Source organism: Dehalococcoides mccartyi CG5 (assembly GCF_000830885.1).
GTDB lineage: Bacteria > Chloroflexota > Dehalococcoidia > Dehalococcoidales > Dehalococcoidaceae > Dehalococcoides > Dehalococcoides mccartyi_B.
In genome coordinates this window covers 159,385-180,693 of the sequence record NZ_CP006951.1, presented here as the reverse complement: position 1 = coordinate 180,693, position 21,309 = coordinate 159,385, and the positions used below count along the sequence as shown (strand labels likewise).

Here is a 21,309-nt window from a genome sequence, read left to right as displayed (position 1 = left end):
CTTTTTATATTGAGTTATACCTCCTTTGGCGGCGGGGGTTTCTTACTGTATAATGGCTACTATACAAAAACTAATATGTTAAATATCCAAAATCTTTCCAAATCCTTCGGGGTGCGCAGCCTTTATACCGGCGTAAACCTGAATATAGGCGCAAGAGACCGCCTGGCTTTACTTGGCCCGAACGGCAGCGGTAAAACTACCCTTTTTGAAATGATTGCCGGCAGGCTGGAACCTGATGAAGGTAAAATCATCCTCCGCCGCGGCACTACGGTAGGTTATCTGGAGCAGGATATCAAACCCAGTTCCAAACAACCCCTGCTTAAAGCTGTTTCCAGCGCCTCAGACCGCCTCCGTTCCCTTTCGCACAAGATTTCCCTGCTGCAGGGAGAACTGGCAGAAGAAAAAGACGGCTCTGAAAGCAACCGCCTGATGAACGAACTGGGTGAACTTCAGCACTCTTTTGAAGCTCTGGGCGGCTATAACGCCGAACAGGAAGCTAAACTGATACTGGCAGGACTGGGTTTCAAACCCGCCGATTTTGACCGCCCCCTGCATGAATTTTCCGGCGGCTGGCTGATGCGGGCTGAACTGGCAAAACTCCTTTTCCTCAGCCCGGATATACTTATACTGGACGAACCTACCAACCACCTTGACCTGGAATCCACCCGCTGGTTTGAAAGCTACTTGAAGCAGTACAGTGGTTCGGTGCTTTTTACCAGCCATGACCGGGCATTTTTGAACTCCATCGCAACCAAAATACTGTCACTGGAGGAACAAAAAGCCCGTCTCTATACAGGCAATTATGACAGCTACCTGCGTGAGCGCGAACTCCGCCTAACCCAGCTTGAAAGCCAATCCCGCCGCCAGCAGGAGCTTATAGACAAAGAAACCAAGTTTATAGAACGTTTCCGTTACAAAGCCACTAAAGCCAGCCAGGTGCAAAGCCGGATAAAAAAGCTGGATAAACTGTCTGCCATAGTTATCCCCCGCCAGACCAAGAAAATGCACTTCAACTTCCCTGAACCGGAACGCAGCGGGCATGATGTTATAAAACTAAGAAACCTTACCAAGTCTTACGGCGATATGGTTATCTACCAGGGGCTGGAACTGGTACTCAACCGCGGAGATAAAGTTGCACTGGTAGGTCCGAACGGTGCCGGCAAAACCACCCTCCTGAAGATACTGGCCGGGGTTATGCCCTTTGATTCGGGTTACCGTAATCTGGGTGTAAACGTAAATACCGCCTATTTCGCTCAGTATTATGTAGAGTCACTCTGCCCGTCCAATAACCTTATTCAGGAACTGGAAACAATACTGCCTGATGCCCCTGAACAACAGCTGCGGGGCATGCTGGGGGCATTTCTATTCAGCGGAGATGATGTAAAAAAGAGAATATCGGTACTGTCGGGAGGTGAAAAAACCCGTTTGGCCATCGCCAAAATGCTACTCAAACCAGCCAATCTGGTACTCATGGACGAGCCTACCAACCATCTGGATATACCTGCCCGTGAAATACTGGCTGATGCCCTTCAGGCTTACAAAGGCACTCTTTGTTTCATCACTCATGACCGCACCCTTATCCGCGAAGTGGCCACCAAGATTATTGAAGTACGAAACGGTAAAATCAGAATTTTTGAAGGCGATTATGATGCCTATCTGGAATTTGCCGCCGCCAACCCCTTTGAAGATGAAATACTAAAGAACAGGACTGCGGTCAGTTCCCCCCGCCCCGCTCCCGTTTCAGCCTCACTCTCCCAGAAACAGCGTAAAACTCTGGAAGGTCAGATTAGAAACCAGCATTATAAAGAAACAGGGGCTTTAAAACAGGAAATCTCTGATACAGAGGAAGAAATAACCGGGCTGGAAAAAAGCAAACAGGAACTGGAAACCCTGCTTGCCGACCCCGATTTATACCGAAGCGGCCAAAAAGTGGCCGATGCCTCTTTGGAATATAAAACCTGCAAAGAACGGCTGATAATTCTGGGTGAAAAATGGCTGAAACTTTGCCAGCAGAATGACACACTTAAGCAGAAAATGGAAGATACCCTAAAAGAGCTGGATAACTAACCTAAAATAGCCAGTATAACCGCCGCCAGATGAAACGCCCAGCCCAGCAATATAAGGGTATGGAATATCTCGTGGAAGCCGAAAGCACCCGGCACAGGATTAGGTTTTTTCAGCCCGTAAATAACCGCCCCGATACTGTATGCCAGTCCTCCGGCCGCAATCAACCAGAACACCAGACTCGGCATATTCAGCCAGAACTCTCTTAACGGGACAACCGCCATCCAGCCCATACCCAGATAAGTTACCGGTGAAAGCCAGCGGGGTGCATTCAGGAAAAATATCTTCTGGAAAACCCCTGCCAGCACAAAAACCCAGGTGGCAATAAGCATACCAAGCCGCCAGCCGCCGTCCAGATAGATATAAGCCATAGGGGTATACGTACCGGCTATCATTATAAATATAGCTATATGGTCAAGCTTGCGCCAGACATTTATTTCATTTTCCTTTTTTTTCAAGGCATGGTAAATGGTACTGAAGGAAAACAAACTGATAACGGCCAGGGCATAAATCACCGAGACCGCCATAATATCCCAGTTCCCCCAGCTGAGGATAACCAGCACTATCAGTGCCAGCACACCCCCCACCGCCCCTGCCAGATGTGAAAATGATGAAAAGCGCTCCGCTTTGCGTATATTTATGTTCGTCCTCCTGAAAGAAATTACAATTATAAACCTTTAATTTCAAATGGTCTACGGGCATTATTACCCTATACTATCCTTTTCAGACCCCCGGCGTTTTAATATTTGCAGACAACCCAAGGAGATAAAATATGAAAATCAAACATGTATTTTCACTGCTGGCAGTAGCCAGTTTATTTACCCTTACCGCCTGTTCGGGCGGAGTTTCGGCTGAGGAACTGAAATCTGACAAAGACCGGATTGCAAACCCGAATATCAGCCAGCAAGACGCAAATATTCAAGCAGAAGCCAACAATGATTTTGCCTTCAAGCTGTATCACTTTCTGAAAGGTACAGAGGAAGGCAATTTCTTTTACTCCCCTTTCAGCATCTCCATTGCTCTGGCCATGACATACGCCGGAGCAGATACCACCACCAAAACCGAGATGCAAAATACCCTTAACTACCTGCTGCCGGATGCAAACCTGCATGCCTTTTTTAACTTTATAGATCAGGAATTGAATAAAAGAGAATCACAGGCAGAGGAGGCCGATGCCGGCACTTTTGAGCTGAAACTGGTAAATGCCATCTGGGGGCAGAAAAATTACACCTTCCTGTCAGATTTTCTGGATACGCTTGCCCAGAACTACGGTGCAGGACTGCGGGTACTGGACTTTGCCGCCAGCTCTGAAGATGCCCGCAGGGTGATAAATGACTGGGTATCCGAGGCAACCAAAGATAAAATCAAAGACCTTATCCCCTCTGATGGAATAGACTCAACCACCCGTCTGGTGCTGACCAATGCCATTTACTTTAATGCCGCCTGGGCAGCTCCGTTTGAAGAAGAAGACACTCAGAACGGCCTTTTCTACCTGCAAAACGGCTCTAGCGTAAGCGTGCAGATGATGCACCAGAGCGAAGGCCACGGCTATTACAACGGAGATGATTTTCAGGCGGTAGAACTTGCTTACGCCGGAAACAGTCTCTCCATGGTGATTATCCTGCCGGATGAAGGCAAGTTTGGACAGGTGGAAGATGCTCTTTCCGGGCAAATGCTGACCGGGATACTCGCTTCCATCAAGTATAACCAGATAAATTTATCCCTGCCCAAATTCAGCTTTGAGTCAGAGTTTGCCCTCAAAGATGCCCTGTCTGCCTTGGGTATGCCCACTGCTTTTAGCGGCCAAGCGGATTTCTCAAAAATGGACGGCGGCTATAACCTGATGATAGGTGACGTATTTCATAAGTCATTTATATCTGTAAGTGAAGCCGGCACTGAAGCGGCAGCGGCAACAGCCGTAACTATGAACCTGACTTCCGCCCCTGCTGAACCTGTCACCCTGAGCATTGACCGGGCTTTTATATTCTGCATAGTAGATATGGCTACCGGCACTACTCTCTTTACCGGACGGGTACTGAACCCTGGCGCCTAAAATAACCTGCAATCTGTCAAACAAAAGCGGACACCCCAAAAAGGTGTCCGCTCTGCTATATGATACTGAAAGCAACTTGGCCTATTTGGTCTTTTTCTTCAGGCACTTGTACCAAACATTCATGCTTTTTATACTGCCGTTTATTTGGGTATTGTTTTTCAGCCTCCCGGCAAATTTATATCCCTGGCGGGCAAAGCTGATATTCATACCATAAGACTCCGCCACTGCAGACGTATAGCTAACTCCAAAGCCTTTTTGCTTCATTTCATCTTCCATAGTACGCAGTAAAATACCCGCCAGCTTGCGGCGTCGGTATGCGGGCAAGGTAGCAAAATCTGTCAATTCCACGTGCCCTTCCAGCGGATACTGTTCGGCTGAAGATAACGCCGCCAATCTGTCACCATGCCAGATACCATAATAAGTTATGCTTTCAGCCATGGTGCGGCTGATATAGTCCGGTTCAAAAATGGGAAACGGATATGATGCAAAAACAGTGGAAAAAACCTCGGCCATAGCTGACGTATCTTCAGCGGTGCATTTGCGAAGGGTATACCCGTTAGGCAATTTGACCGCCGGCACTTTACCAGCTTTGGAATGGGCCACCTTCAGCACATCTTCCAGCAATTCGCCATTTTCTTCTATTTTACGGTCTTTATCTATAAACTTTCCCATGAAGTAACCGGCTTTGCTCCCGCCGTAAAAACAGGGAATAACCGCCTCGGTTTCAAAACCATCTGCTTCAAACAGGGGCTTTATATCATCAGGCACCTTGGCAAACAGCTTGGTGTAGCCGTTTTCGGTTGCCAGTGTCTGCATCCCAGTTATCAGAGTGGCGGCCTCTTCGGCGGCCAATCTCATCAGGTAGATACGGTCACTGTTTTTGCCGTGCTGGATGAGGGAAGTCCCCATAGTAGTTATCTGGTCATAGCCGCTCTTGCGGCGATCCATTCGGTCACATTCAGTGGGAACTAAATAATCGGTATCTTCATAGTTAGACAGCAAACGGGCAATCCCTACCAGCGCCCCCTCTGCCGCACCATTCAAGTCCAAATCCAGATTACAGGCCGAACAATCCTGCCCGCACTTGGGCGGGTGGTAATCTTCCGGCTGGTAATAGGCCGTGATAATCCCTTCGTAATTACGCAGAATAACCTTGCTGGAAGACTGGGATATGAGGTAATTCGGCATAATAGGTATCTTGCCGCCGCCATTCGGCGCATCTATAACATATGTGGGTACGGCAAATCCGCTGGTATGCCCGATAAGATTTTCGATAATCTCTATACCCTTGCCTATGGAAGTGCGGAAATGGGAAAGGCCCTGTGCCGGGTCACACTGGTAGAGGTAATACGGTCTGACTCTGTTTTCCACCAGTTTATGTACCAGGGCTTTCATAACCCGCGGACAGTCATTTACCTTGGCCAGCAAAACTGTCTGGTTACCTAAGGGTATACCGGCATCTGCCAGCATGCCAAGCGCCCGGCTGGAGGTGGAGGTTATCTCACGGGGGTGATTGAAATGAGTATTTATCCAGACGGGGTGATACTTCCGGATAATTTTTACCAGATGGGGAGTAATCCGCTGGGGCAATACTACCGGTACCCGTGTACCAATCCTTATTACCTGAACATGAGGTATCGCTTTCAGTTCTGAAAGTAGCCATTCAAGTATGCTATCAGGAAGGAGCAGAGGGTCACCCCCGGACAGTAAAACATCCCGCACCCGGGGGGTGTTTTTTATGTACTCCAATCCCTTTTTCAGCTCATCACGTGAAAGGTTTTTATCAATATCCCCCACCTTGCGTTTGCGGGTACAGTGCCGGCAGTACATGGCACAACGGTTTGAGACATGAAACAGCACCCTGTCCGGGTAGCGGTGGGTAATGCCGGGAGCGGGGCTATCCACGTCTTCGGCCAGAGGGTCTTCTTTATCGTAGCAACTGAAATTAAGTTCAGCGGCACTGGGTACAGACTGGATAAAAACAGGATCATTTTCGAAATTTTTGCGGTCAATAAGGGAAAAATAATAAGGTGTAATGCTCATGGGAAACTTGAGGATAGTATCTTCCAGACTACGGCGTTTTTCAGCTGAAAATTTTACACCCAGCAGTTTTTCAACTGTGGTCAAGTCCCTAATAGTATGGGAAATATGCCATTTCCAGTTATTCCATTCGTCCTCATGGTAGTCAGAGCTTATCTTGTGAGCCATCACCTGGTGGTCTTGCTCCGTCTGGGGGTATTGAGGCATTTCGGATTTTGTATCGGCTAAAACCATGTTAATCCTTCCTTTGTGCAGGGAATAACCCCAACCCGAAAGCTGAATTAAGAAAACACGGCTAGACAAATGAAAGTCTCGGACAGAAAATTTGGAACTGCGTAAAGACTGACAAGTACCCGGGATAATATAAAAACCAGTGGCTGGAGAAAAACCTGAAAACTAAATACAGCGGAAAGGGCCGGGGCAAAACCCGTTAAAACGGGCTACAACAAACTATATTCAAATAAACTTTTTCACTTTGGAGAGATAAATACCTCCTCATGTGCTTCATATTTACTTTATTTTACCGCTATTATATCCCTACAGTCAAGCTACAGAGGTATAATAGCGAGATATTAAGACCTTTTAAATAAATACAGATTATTTTATAACCTTATTTTTCTGTAGTTAACTGTAAATCATTTTATTTGCCTGTATTTATCCATGTATAGATAATAATCAGGTTTTATTTTAAAATTTAAGCTTTACAAGCGCTTCCTCGGCGGCTACCGGAGCATCAGACCGGGGGGAATTGCTTTCCAAAGCCTTTATAACCCCTGACAAACTGTTTTTAAGCTGCTTGTCTCTCAGCCCGGTAAGCACATGGTGAGCTTCCTCTCTGAGGAGAGGTGAACGGGCATCTGATAAACTAAGGGCACGCAGCAGCGGCTTCACCCCTTCTTTGCCTATTTTTATCAGACCCAAAGAGGCCAGCCAGCGTATATCGGATACCTCATGGGAGAGAAGTTTGACCAAAGCCCCGGCGGAAGAGGCATCCCCAATGCGGCTTAGGGCTTTTACACTTTCCCACAGGGCATCACCCTGATACTCATCCAGCTTGGCAACCAGATACGGCACGCTTGATTTACCCAAATCTTCAAGCGCCAGCCGGGCAAACTGGCGTTTCAGACCATCCGGGTCTTTTAAAAGTTGTATCTGCTGCGTAATAAACTCGGTATCTGCCATCGCTTTGCCCTCCTCTTCTGAGCTTAATCCAAAACAGGCACATGGTCTATTAGTAATGATACGTAATAACACCTGCAGAATAAATATTGACACAAATAAAAGTAGAGGCTATTCTGAAGCCAAGCGTGAAAGAAACTGAAAGGTAAGCACCATGCCCCGACCGTACAAATGCCGCCGCATAAGTGAGATACCCAAAGTAGCTTATTACAAACCTGCCGGCATACCTCTGAGTATGCTTGAGGAAAACCAGCTGTCTACTGAGGAAGCTGAAGCACTGCGTTTAAAAGACCTGCTGGGGCTGGAGCAAGCCCAAGCCGCCCTGCAGATGAATATCTCCCGCCCCACTTTTCAGCGGATGCTTTATTCCGCCAGATACAAAGTGGCAGACGCCCTGCTAAATGGCAAGGCACTGCGGATAGAGGGAGGGGTTTTTGAGATAGATGCCCGCCCCTGCTGCCAGAGGCAAACGCCCCCTTGCCAGCCAGACCCGCCGGAGCAGACCTAAAACCGGGACACCTTATTTAATTCAGCTATTTCGGCTGTAGTCAGCTTTATATCCAGAGCCTTCAGGTTTTCCCGTGCCTGCACCGGAGTACTGGCGCCGGCTATGGCAAAAACAGTATCTCCCTGCCCGTAAATTACCCACGCCAGAGCTACCTGAGCTATATCTGCACTGTATCTGCCGGCTATTTCTGAAAGCTTGGCGATAATAGGCATACTCTTTTCCAGCGCCCGGCGGATAGATTTACGGCGGATAAACGGCACCTGCTGCAGATACTCCGGGTTACGCTGGTATTTACCTGAAAGGATACCCATACCCAACGGAGAATAAGCTAGCAGGCTTATACCCAACTCACGGGCAGTTTCAAACACCCCGTTAGTCTCAATCTGCCTGTCCAGCAGATTGTACCTGACTTGATTTGATGCTAGTGACAAACCATGTTCATTTAAACGCTTCTGGGCAATGCGCATCTGGGAGGCATTAAAGTTGCTGACGCCTATGGCCCGTATCCGCCCTTCTTTATACAAGGCAGCCATGTTATCCATCTGGGCATCAATAGAGGCAAAAAGGCCCGGAAAATGAACCTGATACAAATCCACTTTATAAGGGTTTAGAAAACCCTCGCGCATGGGCAGAAGGGTTTTAATAGAAGATGCAAATCGCAAAGTAGGCTGCCATTTGGTAGCTATAAAGCACTCTCCGGGCTGGATACCCGCCTGTTTCAGGGCTTCGGCTAAAGCCTCTTCACTCTGCCCCATGCCATAGGCTTCGGCTGTATCAAACCAGTTTATCCCACCCCCCAACGAATTAAGCACAATCTCGTTTACTTTGGTCTGGTTCAGCATGCCCCATACCCCAATAGCCGCCCCCTTACCGCGGGAAAACTGCCAGCCGCCCAAGCCGATGGGGCTAAGCCCTATGCCCGTTTTGCCGAGCTCACGGTAAGCCCATTTTTTATCTATTATATTATTCATATATCCGGTTACTCCCAATTATTATTTATATCCCGAAAATATTACATATAAATGTTAGCGGTCAGAATTGTTAAAGGCAAGCCCCACAAAGCCTGGCACGCCAAGGTAAGGTTGTTTAAGGGGGGGAAACCAGCACGCCCCGCATTTCAGGCCTTGCTCTGGCAATCTGGCCAGCCAGAAGGGGAACAAAGAGCATAACTCAGCCTGACTATTTACTGTTTTGAAATCTTAAGGGGATACTGCCAGCCGAAATCCCCCAAACCCTGATTGAATCAGTTCGGCAGACAAACCAGCTCATTCTGGCGGATAAAACTCTGCATAAGGGGCTTCAGAAATGGATTTTTCAGCTGGCTCGCATAGGCACTCAGGGCTGCCAATTTTCGTTCCAGCTGCTCTTCAGAGAGGTCAAACTTAAGCCAGTTGTGGTCTTCATTTACCAGCGTAAGCGGCGGCAACAGATACAAGTTTTGGTTAAAAACCCGCGGTTGAGGGAAGAATATCCGATAATGCACCAGATATTCATAACCCCGGATACCGGGGGTAACTTTTAAACACTGCCTGACTGCCCTGCTTACAGCCGCATGGTCATCGTGAGCATCTTGGGGGTGGGGGTAAAACACAATATCCGGCATGAAGCTATTTATCAAAGCACCGAAGCAATCTATCAACAGGGTAACAGGCACTGACCGAAGACTGCCGTCTTTAAAATCCAAAAACACCAGATGGTCTGCTGCCACCCCCAGCAAGCGGCAGGCACTTTCAAACTCTTGGTAACGGATTTCTTTGTTGGTAAATTTGCTGCCGTCCGTAACCAGTACAATCTCTACCTCCGCTCCGGCCTGACAGGCACTGTCAATGTAGCCACCAAGTGCAATAGTTTCATCATCGGGGTGGGGTGAAAATATAAGTATCCTCTCCCCCGGTTGGGGTGACGGCAAGTAATCAAGCTGTTTGATATACTGCTGGCCCAGTACTGCCGGCATAGCCCAGAGAAAAAAGGATACACCCGCCAGACAGATAACCGTCAGGCTAAGAAATAGTCTTGCCCTATTCTTTTTCATAAGTTTCATCTGTATCAGTTTAGAAAATATGGCCGCCAAGTACAAGTGGCAGGATATGCCCCCCTAAATATCCCAACCTTAAGTCCCTATATCAAACCTTTGTTACAAATACTATATAGCCTTTTGCTCCATTTGCATCCTGTTTTTTCGCTTATTGTCACTATAATAAGCCTGCTATATGTCATTTGTCAATAGTTTGTGCCTATTTATTACGCACTGTCATGGTCATTTGGCGTATTAGGCTGTTATGACCCTTGGCACTAGCTTTAGTGTAAAATGCTTTGACGAACAGCGAAAAGTGGCTTACACTAGACTTCAGATATTCCTGAGCGTATATGATAAAAATCTGCCTGATAGGTGATTTCAAGGTTTGCCCTGACCGCAGTATCTATAAGATGGCGGCCCAGCTGGCTGATTTTCTTTCAAAAGAAAAGGACATACTTCTCCTGCTCTGCCCCAGAGAACACTTCACCCGCCCCCGAAGCTTAAACCGTATCCGCCGTTTCCAGCCGGATATAATCCACCTGCTGGGCAAACCGGATGCCGCTGAACTTTTCCGCCTGAAGATGGCCAAACTGTCTGCCCCGCGAGCCAAAACGGTGATTTCGGCTCAACAGCCAGTCAATACCCGTACCGTCCGGAATATGCTTCCTTATATAAAACCGGACATGGCAATCTGTTTGTCCCAAAAAAGTGCCTCCTTTTTCAGGGAGGCCGGAATAGAGACTGTCATTTTGCCGAACGGAGTGGATATGGCTACCTTTCAGCCAGTCTCACCCGAAATCAAAGCCGAACTTCGCCGCCGGTATTGCCTGCCGCACAACAAACTCCTGCTTCTCCACGTGGGACCAATACGGGCAGGACGAGGTGTGGACCTGCTCCGACGAATGCAAAACCCGGATACCCAGGTAATCATGGCGGTCTCAAATCCGGGTATCTTTAACCGTACACTGCTGGAAAATCTGAGGAAAAGCGGTTGTATGATATTGACCAGTTTCCGCCCCAATATTGCAGATTTATATGCTCTGGCAGACGCTTATGTATACCCCATGCTGCTGGAAGAGGATGCCAACCACCAGATTTTTTCCAGCGAAATGCCTCTTTCGGTACTGGAGGCCATGTCTGCCAATCTGCCGGTTATAACTACCCCGTTCGGGGCTCTGCCGGAAGTATTTCCAGCCGGAGAGGGCTTATACTACGCCCATGATGATTTTGAATTTTTAAAAGCCTTTCAGGCCTATACTCAAAATCCGCCGGCCAATACCCGCCACAAAGTAGCCACCTGCGCTTGGCCTCTCATAATAACCAGCCTCAAAGAGCTATACACCAAGCTGTTAGCCTGAGAAAAGACCGCTTCAAACTGTGCTGAAGACAATTTTGAGCGGCTTAGTAAACACTGCGGTTTCACCGGCATAAAGCCAGATTTCCAGCACTTGGTTATCTCCAGCCTCAAACGGGGCAAAATAAAGCTCAAGTGACTTAATGGTATCCACCGGTACTTTTACCAGACCATCAAATTCCCCGCCTTCTTTAAGGGAAAAGCGGTAGTTCTGGCCGTTAAGTAAAGCCTCTACCTGATAAACCATTTCGGACTGGCCACTATTGGATATTACCAGTTTAAGTCGGGCAGAAACAGCCACTACCGCAGGCTGGTTGCCATATTTAACCCCCGCCACCTGTTCACCATTTAAAATAAACAGACTGGGAAAGTTTTCGGCAGTATCATTCAGCCCCAGCAGATAAAACCGGGTGAATTCAGACGGGGAATAAACCTGTAGCAGCTGTTTTGCGGCAACTCCCCCCACCCCCAGCAGGCAAACCGAGAGAATCACATTCAGAAATATCTGGGAGGTGTTTGGAGGCAAATGCCTTTTGGTATCAGGCGGGGTTAGTATCAGACCGGGTTTCTCATTGGGCGGCAGATGCTGCCTCCGGCCAATGGCTATAAGGCAAAAAACAAGGCTGAAACCGCTAAGAGCATACAGAACACTCGCCTGCTCCAGCCCGACTGTATAGTTAAGCGCCAGCCCGGCCAATATGGATACTGACAGACTAAGCCCCAAACCCATCATAAACCGCCCGGAGCGGCTAAGACTAAGCCTTGACGGGTACAAGACAGACATCAGGGCATAACCCGGCACTATCAGAACTAGCGGCACGCCGAATAACAACCGCAAAGGCAGCACCCAGCCGCCTTCGGCTGCCAGTACTGCCAAAACTATGAACAATAAAACTAGATACAGATCATAACGGCGTAAAAAATTCATCCCAAAAGACCAGCCCTGTAACCACAATACCTGACACTATGATAACCCAAATGGCACTCTCAGGCAAGCCTTTTTGGACTTTTGGGTTTTACTACATGAACCGCTCAAACCGTTCTTTGTCTGCCTTGCAAATGGGACACTCATCCGGCGCTTCGTCACGCCCGCACAGGTATCCGCAGGCCCGGCAACGCCAAACAGGATAAGCCAGCCCGGAAGGAGCTTCGGCAGGCTTTGTTTCCGGACGGGTTTCGGGCAAATGGCGGCGTTCAGGCACTGCCTGAGCCTTTTTTTCACCCTTTGCAATATGGCTATTTACATACAGCGCACAGTAGCAGCTGCCAAATTCACTCAGGTCTGCATCACGGTAATCACACGGGCAAATAATATCCAAGTCAGCCTTTTTATCACCTTTTGCCAGACGGCAGGGACAGGATGGGTAACCATACCGCTGGCGGTTAGCCAGTAAACCCTCAGCCAGCATCTTTACAAAAGACCCATCCGGGTTAAGGTGATAACCAGAAGCCTCAGCCTCATTTTTGAGGCGTGCCTGAAAAAGTACAGGGCCTTCTGACGGTTCAGGAAGTTTTGAACTCATGCTTTCAGCGCCTCCCGTATTTCAGCTTTTTTATAACCTATTATCACTCTGTTTTCCCCGATAACCATCGTAGGAAAAGAGCTGGACGGGTTAAGAGCCGTCAGTTCTTTTACGGCTTTTTCCCGTTCCGCTCCGGTAAGCAAATCAACATATTCAAATTCGTAGGCTACTCCCAGTTCAGCCAGAAGCTGGCGGGTCAAACGGCACCAGCCGCAGGTACTTAGGGCATATAGTTTAATCTTACCTGCATTCCTGCCTATAATCTTTTCCATAGGTTAAAAATCACTCCTTCCCAAACTGATACGACACTTATAGCGAAAATCCCTTTTAAAGTTTACGGTAAATATTCCCTAGCTTTAAGCATACGCCGGTATTCAGGAAATATCACCCCTTAACTAAATTCGGTAAAAAAGAATAATAAACCGATGGAAAACCAGAAAAAGAACCCTTGGGGGGCACAGTCTAAACAGATTTGCCTTCAAAACAATAAAACCCGCCCGGTTCACCTTCGGACAGGTGATATTTGGCATAAACATCACAGCTGCCGCAGATGCAGGGTTTGCTGTGGTCAATCCCCTTGCAGAGAGACTTTCCGTTAACACAATATGCCTTGGGGATTTTATGCGGATCCAAAGGAGTTTCCTTGAGGCTGTTTTTCAGCTCAGCCATCTGGGTATGAACGCATTCACTCTGATTTTGTACAGGACATTTGTGGCATACACACTTATTTATAATATCCTGATTTAAAAGCATTTGCATACTCACTACATTCCTCTCGGTAACGCTGGCTGCGTCACATACACCAAAAAACCGGCTCTGAAAGCCGATAACAATCACTCGGATGTTCATTATGCTTTTTATCCGCTTCCGGCGGTATTAGTAAGTGTACGTATTTATTACAGGATGATTTCCGAATTTTGCCACTTGAAAAAGTCAATAGCGGACTTATGTAAGTATGTCTATACTTTTCAGACAAGAGGACTCCGGCGGGTAAAGAATAATAGGTTCAGGTCTGGAGGTTTGCCCTGAACCACTTCAGGGCTTTGGTCTCTAAGTCCCTGACAAAACCGGACTTGCCGTTTATATAGGCCTCTATGTCCTCGGGGAATTTGAGTGCCAGCGCCTTTTTGATACAGGAATATTCCGCTGCCTCTGCCTCATGGCAACGCAGATAATCACGAAAGGCAAGGTGTCTTTCTATATCTGAGGAAGATACCCCGAAGATATGCACATGGGCAAACCGTATTTTATCAGTCCCCCGCACCAAAAAACGCCTGCCCGGAATGCCATATTCGCCCAAATACAGGTAACCTGCCCGCTCAAAGGTTTTCTGAAGCCTGTCTATAGCAGATATATCTTTGACCACCGGCATAATATCTATTATAGGTTTGGCACTAAGCCCCGGCACAGCGGTTGAGCCTATGTGGTGTATCTCAAGCAGATTATCTGCCAGTAAAGCCCGAAGCTTTACCGCCTCGGCATCATACTGCTCTGCCCAACAGAGATTATACTCCTCTACCGTTACCCGCCTGACCAATTTTTATGCCCCTGCCGCCGATTCGCCGGCCAGATAGCCGCTGGAAAAAGCCGCCTGAAGGTTGTAGCCGCCGGTATCCGCATCTATATCCATAACCTCGCCGCAGAAATACAGCCCCTTTATTAGTTTGGATTCCATAGTCCGGGGGTCTATCTCCTTTAGATTTACCCCGCCGGCAGTTACCACCGCCGAGGTCAGGGGGAGAGTGGAAGTAATATTAAACCGCAGGCACTTAAGGTTAGCCAAAATAACTTCACGCTCAGACGCCGTTATCTGCCCGCCGCACTTGAAGGGGTCTATGCCTGTCAGGTCTACAAACGGCCTTATCATTTTCTGGGGCAAAAGTTCTGAGAGCAGGTTTTGAAAACTGCGTTTGCCGAAGGTATCAAAATCCCGCTGGAGACGCAGACGCAGCTTATCCAAAGATAGCGCCGGTTTCAGGTCTATAGCCACACTCACCGCCCCTTGTTCCAATGCCTCGGCAACCGGAAGCCCCATCAGCATAGTCAAAGGCCCGCCCAGACCGAAATGAGTAATCATCAGTTCGCCCATGCGGCTTTCAATAACCGCTTTAGGCGGTTTCTTTCCCGTAATGCCCCGCCCCCAGTCCTGCAAAATCAAATCAAGAGGTATTTTATCCGCTTCACAGCGGTAGGAAGTCAGGCGAATATTTTTCAGGGCTACTCCCTGCATACTCTGAACAAGGGCTATTTCCTTTACTACCAGAGGCACTAAAGCCGGACGGAGTTTTACAATGGTATGCCCCAGTGCTTCTGCCATGCGAAAGCCGTCCCCCGAAGAGCCGGTACCGGGGTAAGATGCCCCGCCGGTGGCAATCACAGCCGCATCCGCCCTGAAGGTCTCCTTTTCGGTTTTGACCCCCACAACTTGCCCGTCATTCACCAGTATCTGGCTAACCTTTTGACCAGCTATCAGGGTAGCGGCTGAGGCATATTTCATCAGTGCCCCCACCACATCTCCGGCCTTGTCCGAATCAGGAAAAAGCCTGCCGCCCCGTTCGGTCTTGGTTTCCACCCCGTAGCGGGCAAGCAACTCCACCAGTTCCTGCCTGAAAAAACGGCTGAAAGCACTGTATAAAAACCGCCCGTTAGGGCCGAAAGCGGTTATAAACTCGGCCATATCCCGGCTGTTTGAAATATTACATCTACCCTGCCCGGAAATAAGCATTTTCTTGCCCGGCTGTTCGGATTTTTCCAGCAGAATTACTTTGCCGCCGCATTCCGCCGCCCGGCCTGCCGCCATAAGCCCGCCCGCCCCCGCACCTATTACCACAATCTCTTTAACTGTCATTAAAACCACCGGCCCTTTTCGGCCAGCCTTTCTATTATATATAATACATTTTTAAGCCTTCTCATTTTACCCAATTCCCGTCCAATATAGAAATAGCCCTAAAAAGCCGCCTTAACTTGAAAGCACAGGCAGTACGGGGTAATATAATCTGATATTTCAGATAGGAAAACAGAAATGGCCGAAAAATATAATCCGCAGGAAACAGAAAAAAAATGGCAGGATAAATGGGCGGCAGACCGCCTTTACCACGCCAGTGAAGACAGCCCCAAACCCAAATGGTACTCCCTTACCATGTTCCCTTATACCTCGGGCAATCTCCACATAGGCCACTGGTATGCCGAAGTTCCGGCGGACTGTTTTGCCAGATACAAACGCCTGAGAGGCTTTAATGTAATGCGCCCGGTGGGTTTTGACTCTTTCGGCCTGCCGGCTGAAAATGCCGCTATCAAGCACAATATCCACCCCCGTATCTGGACCCTGAATAACGTAGAAAACATGCGCCGCCAGCTGAAGACAATAGGTGCTATGTTTGACTGGGACAGGGAGGTTATAACCTGCCTGCCCGAATATTACAAGTGGACACAATGGTTCTTTTTAAAGCTGTATGAAGCCGGATTGGCCTACCGTGCCAAAGCCCCGGTAAACTGGTGTCCCAGTTGCCAGGCGGTATTGGCCAACGAACAGGTGGTAGACGGCACTTGCTGGAGGTGCGAAACCCCCACCACCCGGCGCGACCTTGAGCAGTGGTTTTTCCGCATCACCAACTATGCAGACGAACTCAAAGACCACGAAGGGTTGGACTGGCCGGAAAAAATAACCGCCATGCAGAGAAACTGGGTAGGCAAAAGCTACGGAGCGGAAGTGTCATTCGCCCTTGACTGTCCAACTGCTTTTGAAAAAGAGATAAAAGTCTTTACCACCCGCCCGGACACTATCTACGGGGTTACCTTTATGGTGCTGGCACCCGAACACCCGCTGGTTGAAAAGATAACCACCCCCGAAAACAAAGCGGCGGTGGATGCCTATATAAAGAAGTCCCGTACCTGCACCGAGATTGAACGCCTTTCCACCGAAAGGGAAAAAGACGGGGTATTTACCGGTACATATGTAACCAACCGGGTCAACGGGCAGAAAGTACCCGTCTGGATAGGTGATTACGTACTCCAGAGCTACGGTACCGGGGCGGTTATGGGCGTACCCGCCCATGACGAACGGGATTTCGTTTTTGCCCAAAAATACCATTTGCCGGTTATAACAGTCATCGCCCCATCCGCATATGACGGCAAACCCCTTGAGGCGGCCTATATAAACGAAGGAGTTATGTTAAACTCCGGCCCTTTTAACGGTACACCGAATACCGAAGGCAAGGAAAAGGTATGTGACTATCTGGCCGAACACGGCTGGGGCAAGAAAACCGTAAACTACAAACTGCGTGACTGGCTTATTTCCCGCCAGCGTTACTGGGGCGCCCCCATACCCATGGTCTACTGCGAAAAATGCGGCATTGTGCCCGTACCTGAAAAAGACCTGCCGGTACTCCTGCCAGAAGATGTTGGATTCCGCAGCGGAGGGGAATCCCCCTTAAAATACAACGAAGGCTTTGTAAATACCATCTGCCCGGTCTGCGGAGGAAAAGCCAAACGCGAAACAGATACCATGGATACTTTCATGTGTTCTTCGTGGTATTTCCTGCGTTACACCAGCCCCGGTTATGACAAAGGACCGTTTGACCCGGTAAAACTCAAATACTGGATGCCGGTAGACCTTTATACCGGCGGTGCCGAACATGCGGTTATGCACCTTTTCTATTCCCGTTTCTTCACCAAAGCCCTGCGGGATATGGGCATAATAGACTTTGGCGAACCCTTTAAAAAGCTCTTTAACCAAGGCATTATTGTCAGCAACCACCAGAAAATGAGCAAATCCAAGGGCAACGTGGTTACCCCGGATAATCTGGTGGCGGAAGTAGGCACAGACGCCGTCAGGGCTTACCTGATGTTTGTGGGTCCGTGGGATCAGGGCGGCGAATGGAATGATTCCGGCCTTTCGGGCATGAGCCGCTGGCTGAACCGGGTCTGGAATTTGTTTACCGAGGAATATACTCCCCAAACCGCCTCGGCTGAAGCGGAACGCGAACTTAAGCGCACCCTGCACCAGACTATCAAGAAGATAACCATGGATATTGAACGGCTGCGTTTCAATACCGTGGTAGCCGCCCTTATGGAGCTTTCAAACAGTCTGGCAAAGCTAAAGGAAACGGCGGCTATTTCGGCAGAAAACTGGCAAAACACACTTCAAACTTTTGCACTTATGCTTGCTCCGGTTGCCCCCCATATTGCCGAGGAACTCTGGGCTAATCTGGGCATGAAGTATTCAATCCACAACCAGAACTGGCCGACGTGGGACGAAGAACTGGCCAAGGACGAAGTTATAACTCTGATTATTCAGGTAAATGGCAAGCTCCGCGAAAGGCTGGAAATGCCGGCCGGAATTTCAGAGGCCGAAGCCAAGGAAACGGCTTTAAACAGCGAAAGGGTCAAACCCCACCTGCTGGGCAAAACCCCCGTAACTGTTATATACGTACCCGGCAAATTAGTAAATATTGTGGTGAAATAACATGAACATAGCATTTATCGGCGGGGGAAATATGGGTGAGGCCATCTTGGGCGCTCTTATCCAAAAAAACATCTGTCCGCCCCAAAATATCACTGTAAGTGAGATTAAAGCTGAACGCCGTACCTACCTTGAAACCAGCTATGGCATAAAAACCACCGCTTCAAACCCGGATGCGATAAAGAGTGCAGAGGTAGTTCTGCTGGCTATCAAACCCCAGAATCTGCCCGAACTGAGTGCCGAACTGAAGGGCAAACTGGCGGACAAACAGCTGGTTATATCCATTATTGCCGGGGCAACCTTAAGCAAACTCAGCGGCGGGCTTGCCCATAAAGCGGTGGTGCGGGTTATGCCCAACACCCCCGCCATGATAGGCATGGGCATGAGCGTCTGGACTGCCCTGCCGTCTGTCAGCCCCACCCAGAAAGACCAAGCTAAAGCCATACTTTCAGCCATGGGCAAAGAAATATATACCGGCAAAGAAACCATGCTGGATGCAGCTACCGCTATCTCAGGTTCAGGCCCGGCCTATTTCTTTCTGTTCATGGAAGGGCTGGAAAAAGCGGCACTGGAAATGGGATTTACCCCTGAAGAAGCATCTATACTGGTATCCCAGACAGCTGCCGGTTCGGCTATTTATGCCGGAAAATCCGGCTTGGCGCTCACCCAGCTTCGCAAAAACGTAACCTCGCCCGGCGGTACTACCGCCGAAGCTATAAAGGCATTTGAAGAAGCCGGTCTGGAGGCAACTATAATCAAGGCTGCCAAGGCCGCCTTTAACCGCTCTGTAGAACTGGGCAAGGGTTAACCCCCCCGCTTAAATAAATATCTGCAGCCCCTAAAAACGATAGGAAAATACTACTATTGCGTTTGTCCATGCGGATATGCTTTAATCAAAGCGATGAATTGGTTAGATATAGTTTTACTGATATCACTGGGCATTCAAACCGTGAGCGGCTTTTTCACCGGCCTTATACGCAACTTTTTGCATCTGGTAGGGCTGATAATAGGCATTATACTGGCAGGGCGCTTTTACCCTACGGTTGCCGAATGGCTCAGTTTTATTTCCAGCCCGGAGTGGGCAAATATAATCGCTTTCCTGCTGATACTGATAACTATCTGGGTAGCTACCACCCTTATCGCCAAGCTGCTTGACACTATGATAAAGCCGACTTTCCTTAACTGGGTAAATCGGCTGGGGGGTGCAATATTCGGTTTGCTGGTTTCCGGCATTTTTACTGCCACCCTGCTAGCCATCTGGGTCAAATTCTTTGACTCCGGTTCGGTTATCACCGATTCTGCCGTCGCCCAGATACTTCTTGACAAGTTTCCGCTGATTCTGTCGCTTTTACCTGATGAGTTCGGAGTAATCCAAGACTTTTTCAACTAAAGCCCATACAAAACCTGCACACTAAACCGCCGTAACCCAGATGGCTCTTAAGGCATTTATGATTTTATTTAAAACCCTATATCCAGATCGGCCTTAAATTTTTGTTACTTTTACTTGGGGCTTTCGCCCGGGTGCTGTTTCTGCCATTTTGCCAGTAATTCATCGTTAGATTCATTACAGCATTTCACACAGGAGTCTACCGGGCAGATTTCAACGCACTGCGGAGTATCAAAAGCACCCACGCACTCAGAGCATTTCTCAGGATCAATAATGTAAATAGTCTCGCCTTCCGAAATAGCCTTATTGGGGCATTCCGGTTCGCAAGCCCCACAACTGATACAGTCATCTGTTATCTTGAACGACATAAATTCCTTCTACCTCCAAAATCTGTCTTAAGCAAAACTTCTTCTGGCGATACACCCTCCTGTAAAATAATTAATTGATTATACCACACTAGACAGACGCTAACTTGTTTTTTAAAGCTACTGCCACATGTTCCGATATTAATCCGCTTGAGTCCCCGCCCAGTATCACTATTTCTTTGATAAGCGAAGCACTGAGGTACTGGTACTGAGGCTCGGAGAAGAGGCAACAAAGCTCAAGCCCCTCATCCAGACGGCGGTTCATAACGTACATTTCCATTTCACGCTCAAAATCAGCCCCCACCCTGAGGCCGCGAATTATAAGCGAAGCACCCATTTTACGGGCAAAATTGACCATAAGCCCGCTGAAAGAACGCACCTCTACATTGGGAAGGTCTTTAATGGATTGTTTGATGAAGTCTACCCTCTCGGCGGCCGTAAAAAGGCCCGGTTTGGCAGGATTATCAAAGACAGCAATAATCAGCCGGTCACAAAAGCCTGAAGCGCGTCTGGCAACGCTCAGATGGCCCAGGGTTACCGGGTCAAACCGGCCCGGGTAAATGGCTATCAAAACTGCTATCCTTTCTGTATATAGCGATAAGGCTATCCCCATGGCGATGCTCTTTTAGCATCTTTAACCGCCCGTAACATTCGGCAAGAGTGAGATGGGCGGAATGGGTAACTGCCATGACTGTGTTTTCACCGATAAGCCCGGAATTCCCCAGTTTCTCCAGTACCTCGCCAATCTGCTGGTTACGGTACGGCGGATCTGCCAGTATTACGTCATATTGCTTTTTCAAGAAGGCCATAGCCTTGGGTACATCCAAACAATACACGTGAGCATGGCTTGCACAGCCAATGGTTTCCAAATTTTGTTTTATTATATCACAACAACAGCGCTCGTGCTCAACAAAATCTACATGCCCGGCCCCGCGGGAAAGGGCTTCCAAACCCAGAGAACCGCTGCCGGAATAAATATCCAGCACCTCGCTCCAGTCTTCAGCTACTGCCTCCAGCATGGACATCATAGCCCCCCTGACCAACTCGGTAGCCGGACGGGTAGCTTTCCGCTGGGGTACAATAATATTTTTGCCCTTGGCATCTCCGGCAATAATTCTCATATCCTAAAAAATAGCGGAATATGGCTTTCAAATCAAGTCTAACCAGCTGCAAAATCTGTTTCGGATAGATATACGGAATAAAAAGCTGGTTTTTAAAACACTTGCCGCTCACCAATCTGTCAGGTGAAGACCTATGCCTGTTGTCCAAATATTTTTAAAGTTTTTAGGATGTATTCCCTTGTATTTTCAGTCTCGGCACAGGCAGTTTATAAAGTTTTCCCAGCCGAATTATGTTTT

21 protein-coding genes are annotated in these 21,309 nt (G+C 48.4%); 7 read left to right on the top strand and 14 right to left on the bottom strand.

The window, feature by feature from the left end; genetic code table 11:
• Positions 1 to 75: 75 nt before the first annotated feature.
• Positions 76 to 2,067 carry an ABC-F family ATP-binding cassette domain-containing protein gene (locus tag X794_RS00875; protein WP_011308823.1) on the top strand — a complete coding sequence of 664 codons (1,992 nt, stop codon included), beginning with the start codon at positions 76 to 78 and terminating at the stop codon, positions 2,065 to 2,067.
• On the opposite strand, the gene trhA is transcribed toward X794_RS00875, so the two are convergent.
• The gene (gene trhA / locus X794_RS00870) at positions 2,064 to 2,699 is read right to left on the bottom strand and encodes a PAQR family membrane homeostasis protein TrhA (protein ID WP_078986762.1); all 636 of its coding nucleotides are present in this window, start codon (positions 2,697 to 2,699) and stop codon (positions 2,064 to 2,066) included. The two genes, X794_RS00875 and trhA, sit on opposite strands and share 4 nt — an antisense overlap.
• A gap of 137 nt (positions 2,700 to 2,836) precedes the next feature.
• Between trhA and X794_RS00865 the strand changes: the two genes are divergently transcribed.
• The gene (locus X794_RS00865) at positions 2,837 to 4,117 is read left to right on the top strand and encodes a serpin family protein (RefSeq protein WP_034376804.1); all 1,281 of its coding nucleotides are present in this window, start codon (positions 2,837 to 2,839) and stop codon (positions 4,115 to 4,117) included.
• An 81-nt stretch (positions 4,118 to 4,198) separates the two neighbouring features.
• On the opposite strand, the gene ablA is transcribed toward X794_RS00865, so the two are convergent.
• Positions 4,199 to 6,391, bottom strand: a complete 2,193-nt coding sequence (ablA, locus tag X794_RS00860; RefSeq protein ID WP_034376805.1) for a lysine 2,3-aminomutase — start codon at positions 6,389 to 6,391, stop codon at positions 4,199 to 4,201.
• Positions 6,392 to 6,844: 453 nt separating this feature from the next.
• Complete coding sequence (locus X794_RS00855; RefSeq protein WP_034376806.1) at positions 6,845 to 7,339, bottom strand: HEAT repeat domain-containing protein; 495 nt, start codon at positions 7,337 to 7,339, stop codon at positions 6,845 to 6,847.
• A gap of 151 nt (positions 7,340 to 7,490) precedes the next feature.
• On the opposite strand from X794_RS00855, the gene X794_RS00850 reads away from it, so the two are divergent.
• A complete protein-coding gene (locus X794_RS00850) occupies positions 7,491 to 7,844 on the top strand; it encodes a DUF134 domain-containing protein (protein WP_011308818.1) in 354 nt (117 codons plus the stop codon).
• Here X794_RS00850 and X794_RS00845 read toward each other — a convergent pair.
• Complete coding sequence (locus X794_RS00845; RefSeq protein ID WP_011308817.1) at positions 7,841 to 8,815, bottom strand: aldo/keto reductase; 975 nt, start codon at positions 8,813 to 8,815, stop codon at positions 7,841 to 7,843. The genes X794_RS00850 and X794_RS00845 overlap by 4 nt on opposite strands.
• Before the next feature lie 272 nt (positions 8,816 to 9,087).
• A complete protein-coding gene (locus X794_RS00840) occupies positions 9,088 to 9,921 on the bottom strand; it encodes a PIG-L deacetylase family protein (RefSeq protein ID WP_011308815.1) in 834 nt (277 codons plus the stop codon).
• Positions 9,922 to 10,211: 290 nt separating this feature from the next.
• Here X794_RS00840 and X794_RS00835 point away from each other — a divergent pair, with 290 nt between their 5' ends.
• Entirely contained in the window at positions 10,212 to 11,219 is a 1,008-nt protein-coding gene (locus X794_RS00835) for a glycosyltransferase family 4 protein (protein WP_011308814.1), read from the top strand.
• A 12-nt stretch (positions 11,220 to 11,231) separates the two neighbouring features.
• On the opposite strand, the gene X794_RS00830 is transcribed toward X794_RS00835, so the two are convergent.
• From X794_RS00830 to X794_RS00805, 6 genes are all read right to left on the bottom strand, one after another.
• Positions 11,232 to 12,143 carry a DUF1616 domain-containing protein gene (locus X794_RS00830; protein ID WP_011308813.1) on the bottom strand — a complete coding sequence of 304 codons (912 nt, stop codon included), beginning with the start codon at positions 12,141 to 12,143 and terminating at the stop codon, positions 11,232 to 11,234.
• 91 nt (positions 12,144 to 12,234) lie between these two features.
• Positions 12,235 to 12,738, bottom strand: a complete 504-nt coding sequence (locus X794_RS00825; protein WP_011308812.1) for a ferredoxin-thioredoxin reductase catalytic domain-containing protein — start codon at positions 12,736 to 12,738, stop codon at positions 12,235 to 12,237.
• Entirely contained in the window at positions 12,735 to 13,010 is a 276-nt protein-coding gene (locus X794_RS00820) for a glutaredoxin family protein (RefSeq protein ID WP_011308811.1), read from the bottom strand. The genes X794_RS00825 and X794_RS00820 overlap by 4 nt, the downstream gene beginning before the upstream one ends.
• 190 nt (positions 13,011 to 13,200) lie before the next feature.
• Complete coding sequence (locus tag X794_RS00815; protein ID WP_011308810.1) at positions 13,201 to 13,587, bottom strand: DUF2769 domain-containing protein; 387 nt, start codon at positions 13,585 to 13,587, stop codon at positions 13,201 to 13,203.
• Between the two features lie 157 nt (positions 13,588 to 13,744).
• Positions 13,745 to 14,275 carry a GrpB family protein gene (locus tag X794_RS00810; protein ID WP_011308809.1) on the bottom strand — a complete coding sequence of 177 codons (531 nt, stop codon included), beginning with the start codon at positions 14,273 to 14,275 and terminating at the stop codon, positions 13,745 to 13,747.
• Between the two features lie 3 nt (positions 14,276 to 14,278).
• Positions 14,279 to 15,586: an NAD(P)/FAD-dependent oxidoreductase gene (locus X794_RS00805; RefSeq protein WP_011308808.1), complete on the bottom strand. Its 1,308-nt coding sequence runs from the start codon at positions 15,584 to 15,586 to the stop codon at positions 14,279 to 14,281.
• 174 nt (positions 15,587 to 15,760) lie between these two features.
• Here X794_RS00805 and leuS point away from each other — a divergent pair, with 174 nt between their 5' ends.
• From leuS to X794_RS00790, 3 genes are all read left to right on the top strand, one after another.
• The gene (gene leuS / locus X794_RS00800; RefSeq protein ID WP_011928671.1) at positions 15,761 to 18,202 is read left to right on the top strand and encodes a leucine--tRNA ligase; all 2,442 of its coding nucleotides are present in this window, start codon (positions 15,761 to 15,763) and stop codon (positions 18,200 to 18,202) included.
• Between the two features lies 1 nt (position 18,203).
• Positions 18,204 to 19,007 (top strand): pyrroline-5-carboxylate reductase, encoded by an 804-nt coding sequence (gene proC, locus X794_RS00795; RefSeq protein WP_034376808.1) that lies wholly within the window; start codon positions 18,204 to 18,206, stop codon positions 19,005 to 19,007.
• Between the two features lie 93 nt (positions 19,008 to 19,100).
• Positions 19,101 to 19,589, top strand: a complete 489-nt coding sequence (locus tag X794_RS00790; protein WP_034376809.1) for a CvpA family protein — start codon at positions 19,101 to 19,103, stop codon at positions 19,587 to 19,589.
• A 110-nt stretch (positions 19,590 to 19,699) separates the two neighbouring features.
• On the opposite strand, the gene X794_RS00785 is transcribed toward X794_RS00790, so the two are convergent.
• The 3 genes from X794_RS00785 to rsmD all read right to left on the bottom strand — a co-directional run bounded on the left by X794_RS00785 (position 19,700) and on the right by rsmD (position 21,072).
• A complete protein-coding gene (locus tag X794_RS00785; RefSeq protein WP_011308804.1) occupies positions 19,700 to 19,954 on the bottom strand; it encodes a YfhL family 4Fe-4S dicluster ferredoxin in 255 nt (84 codons plus the stop codon).
• An 88-nt stretch (positions 19,955 to 20,042) separates the two neighbouring features.
• Positions 20,043 to 20,522 (bottom strand): pantetheine-phosphate adenylyltransferase, encoded by a 480-nt coding sequence (gene coaD / locus X794_RS00780; protein WP_034376810.1) that lies wholly within the window; start codon positions 20,520 to 20,522, stop codon positions 20,043 to 20,045.
• Positions 20,494 to 21,072, bottom strand: a complete 579-nt coding sequence (rsmD, locus tag X794_RS00775; protein ID WP_034376811.1) for a 16S rRNA (guanine(966)-N(2))-methyltransferase RsmD — start codon at positions 21,070 to 21,072, stop codon at positions 20,494 to 20,496. The genes coaD and rsmD overlap by 29 nt, the downstream gene beginning before the upstream one ends.
• Positions 21,073 to 21,309: the final 237 nt, after the last annotated feature.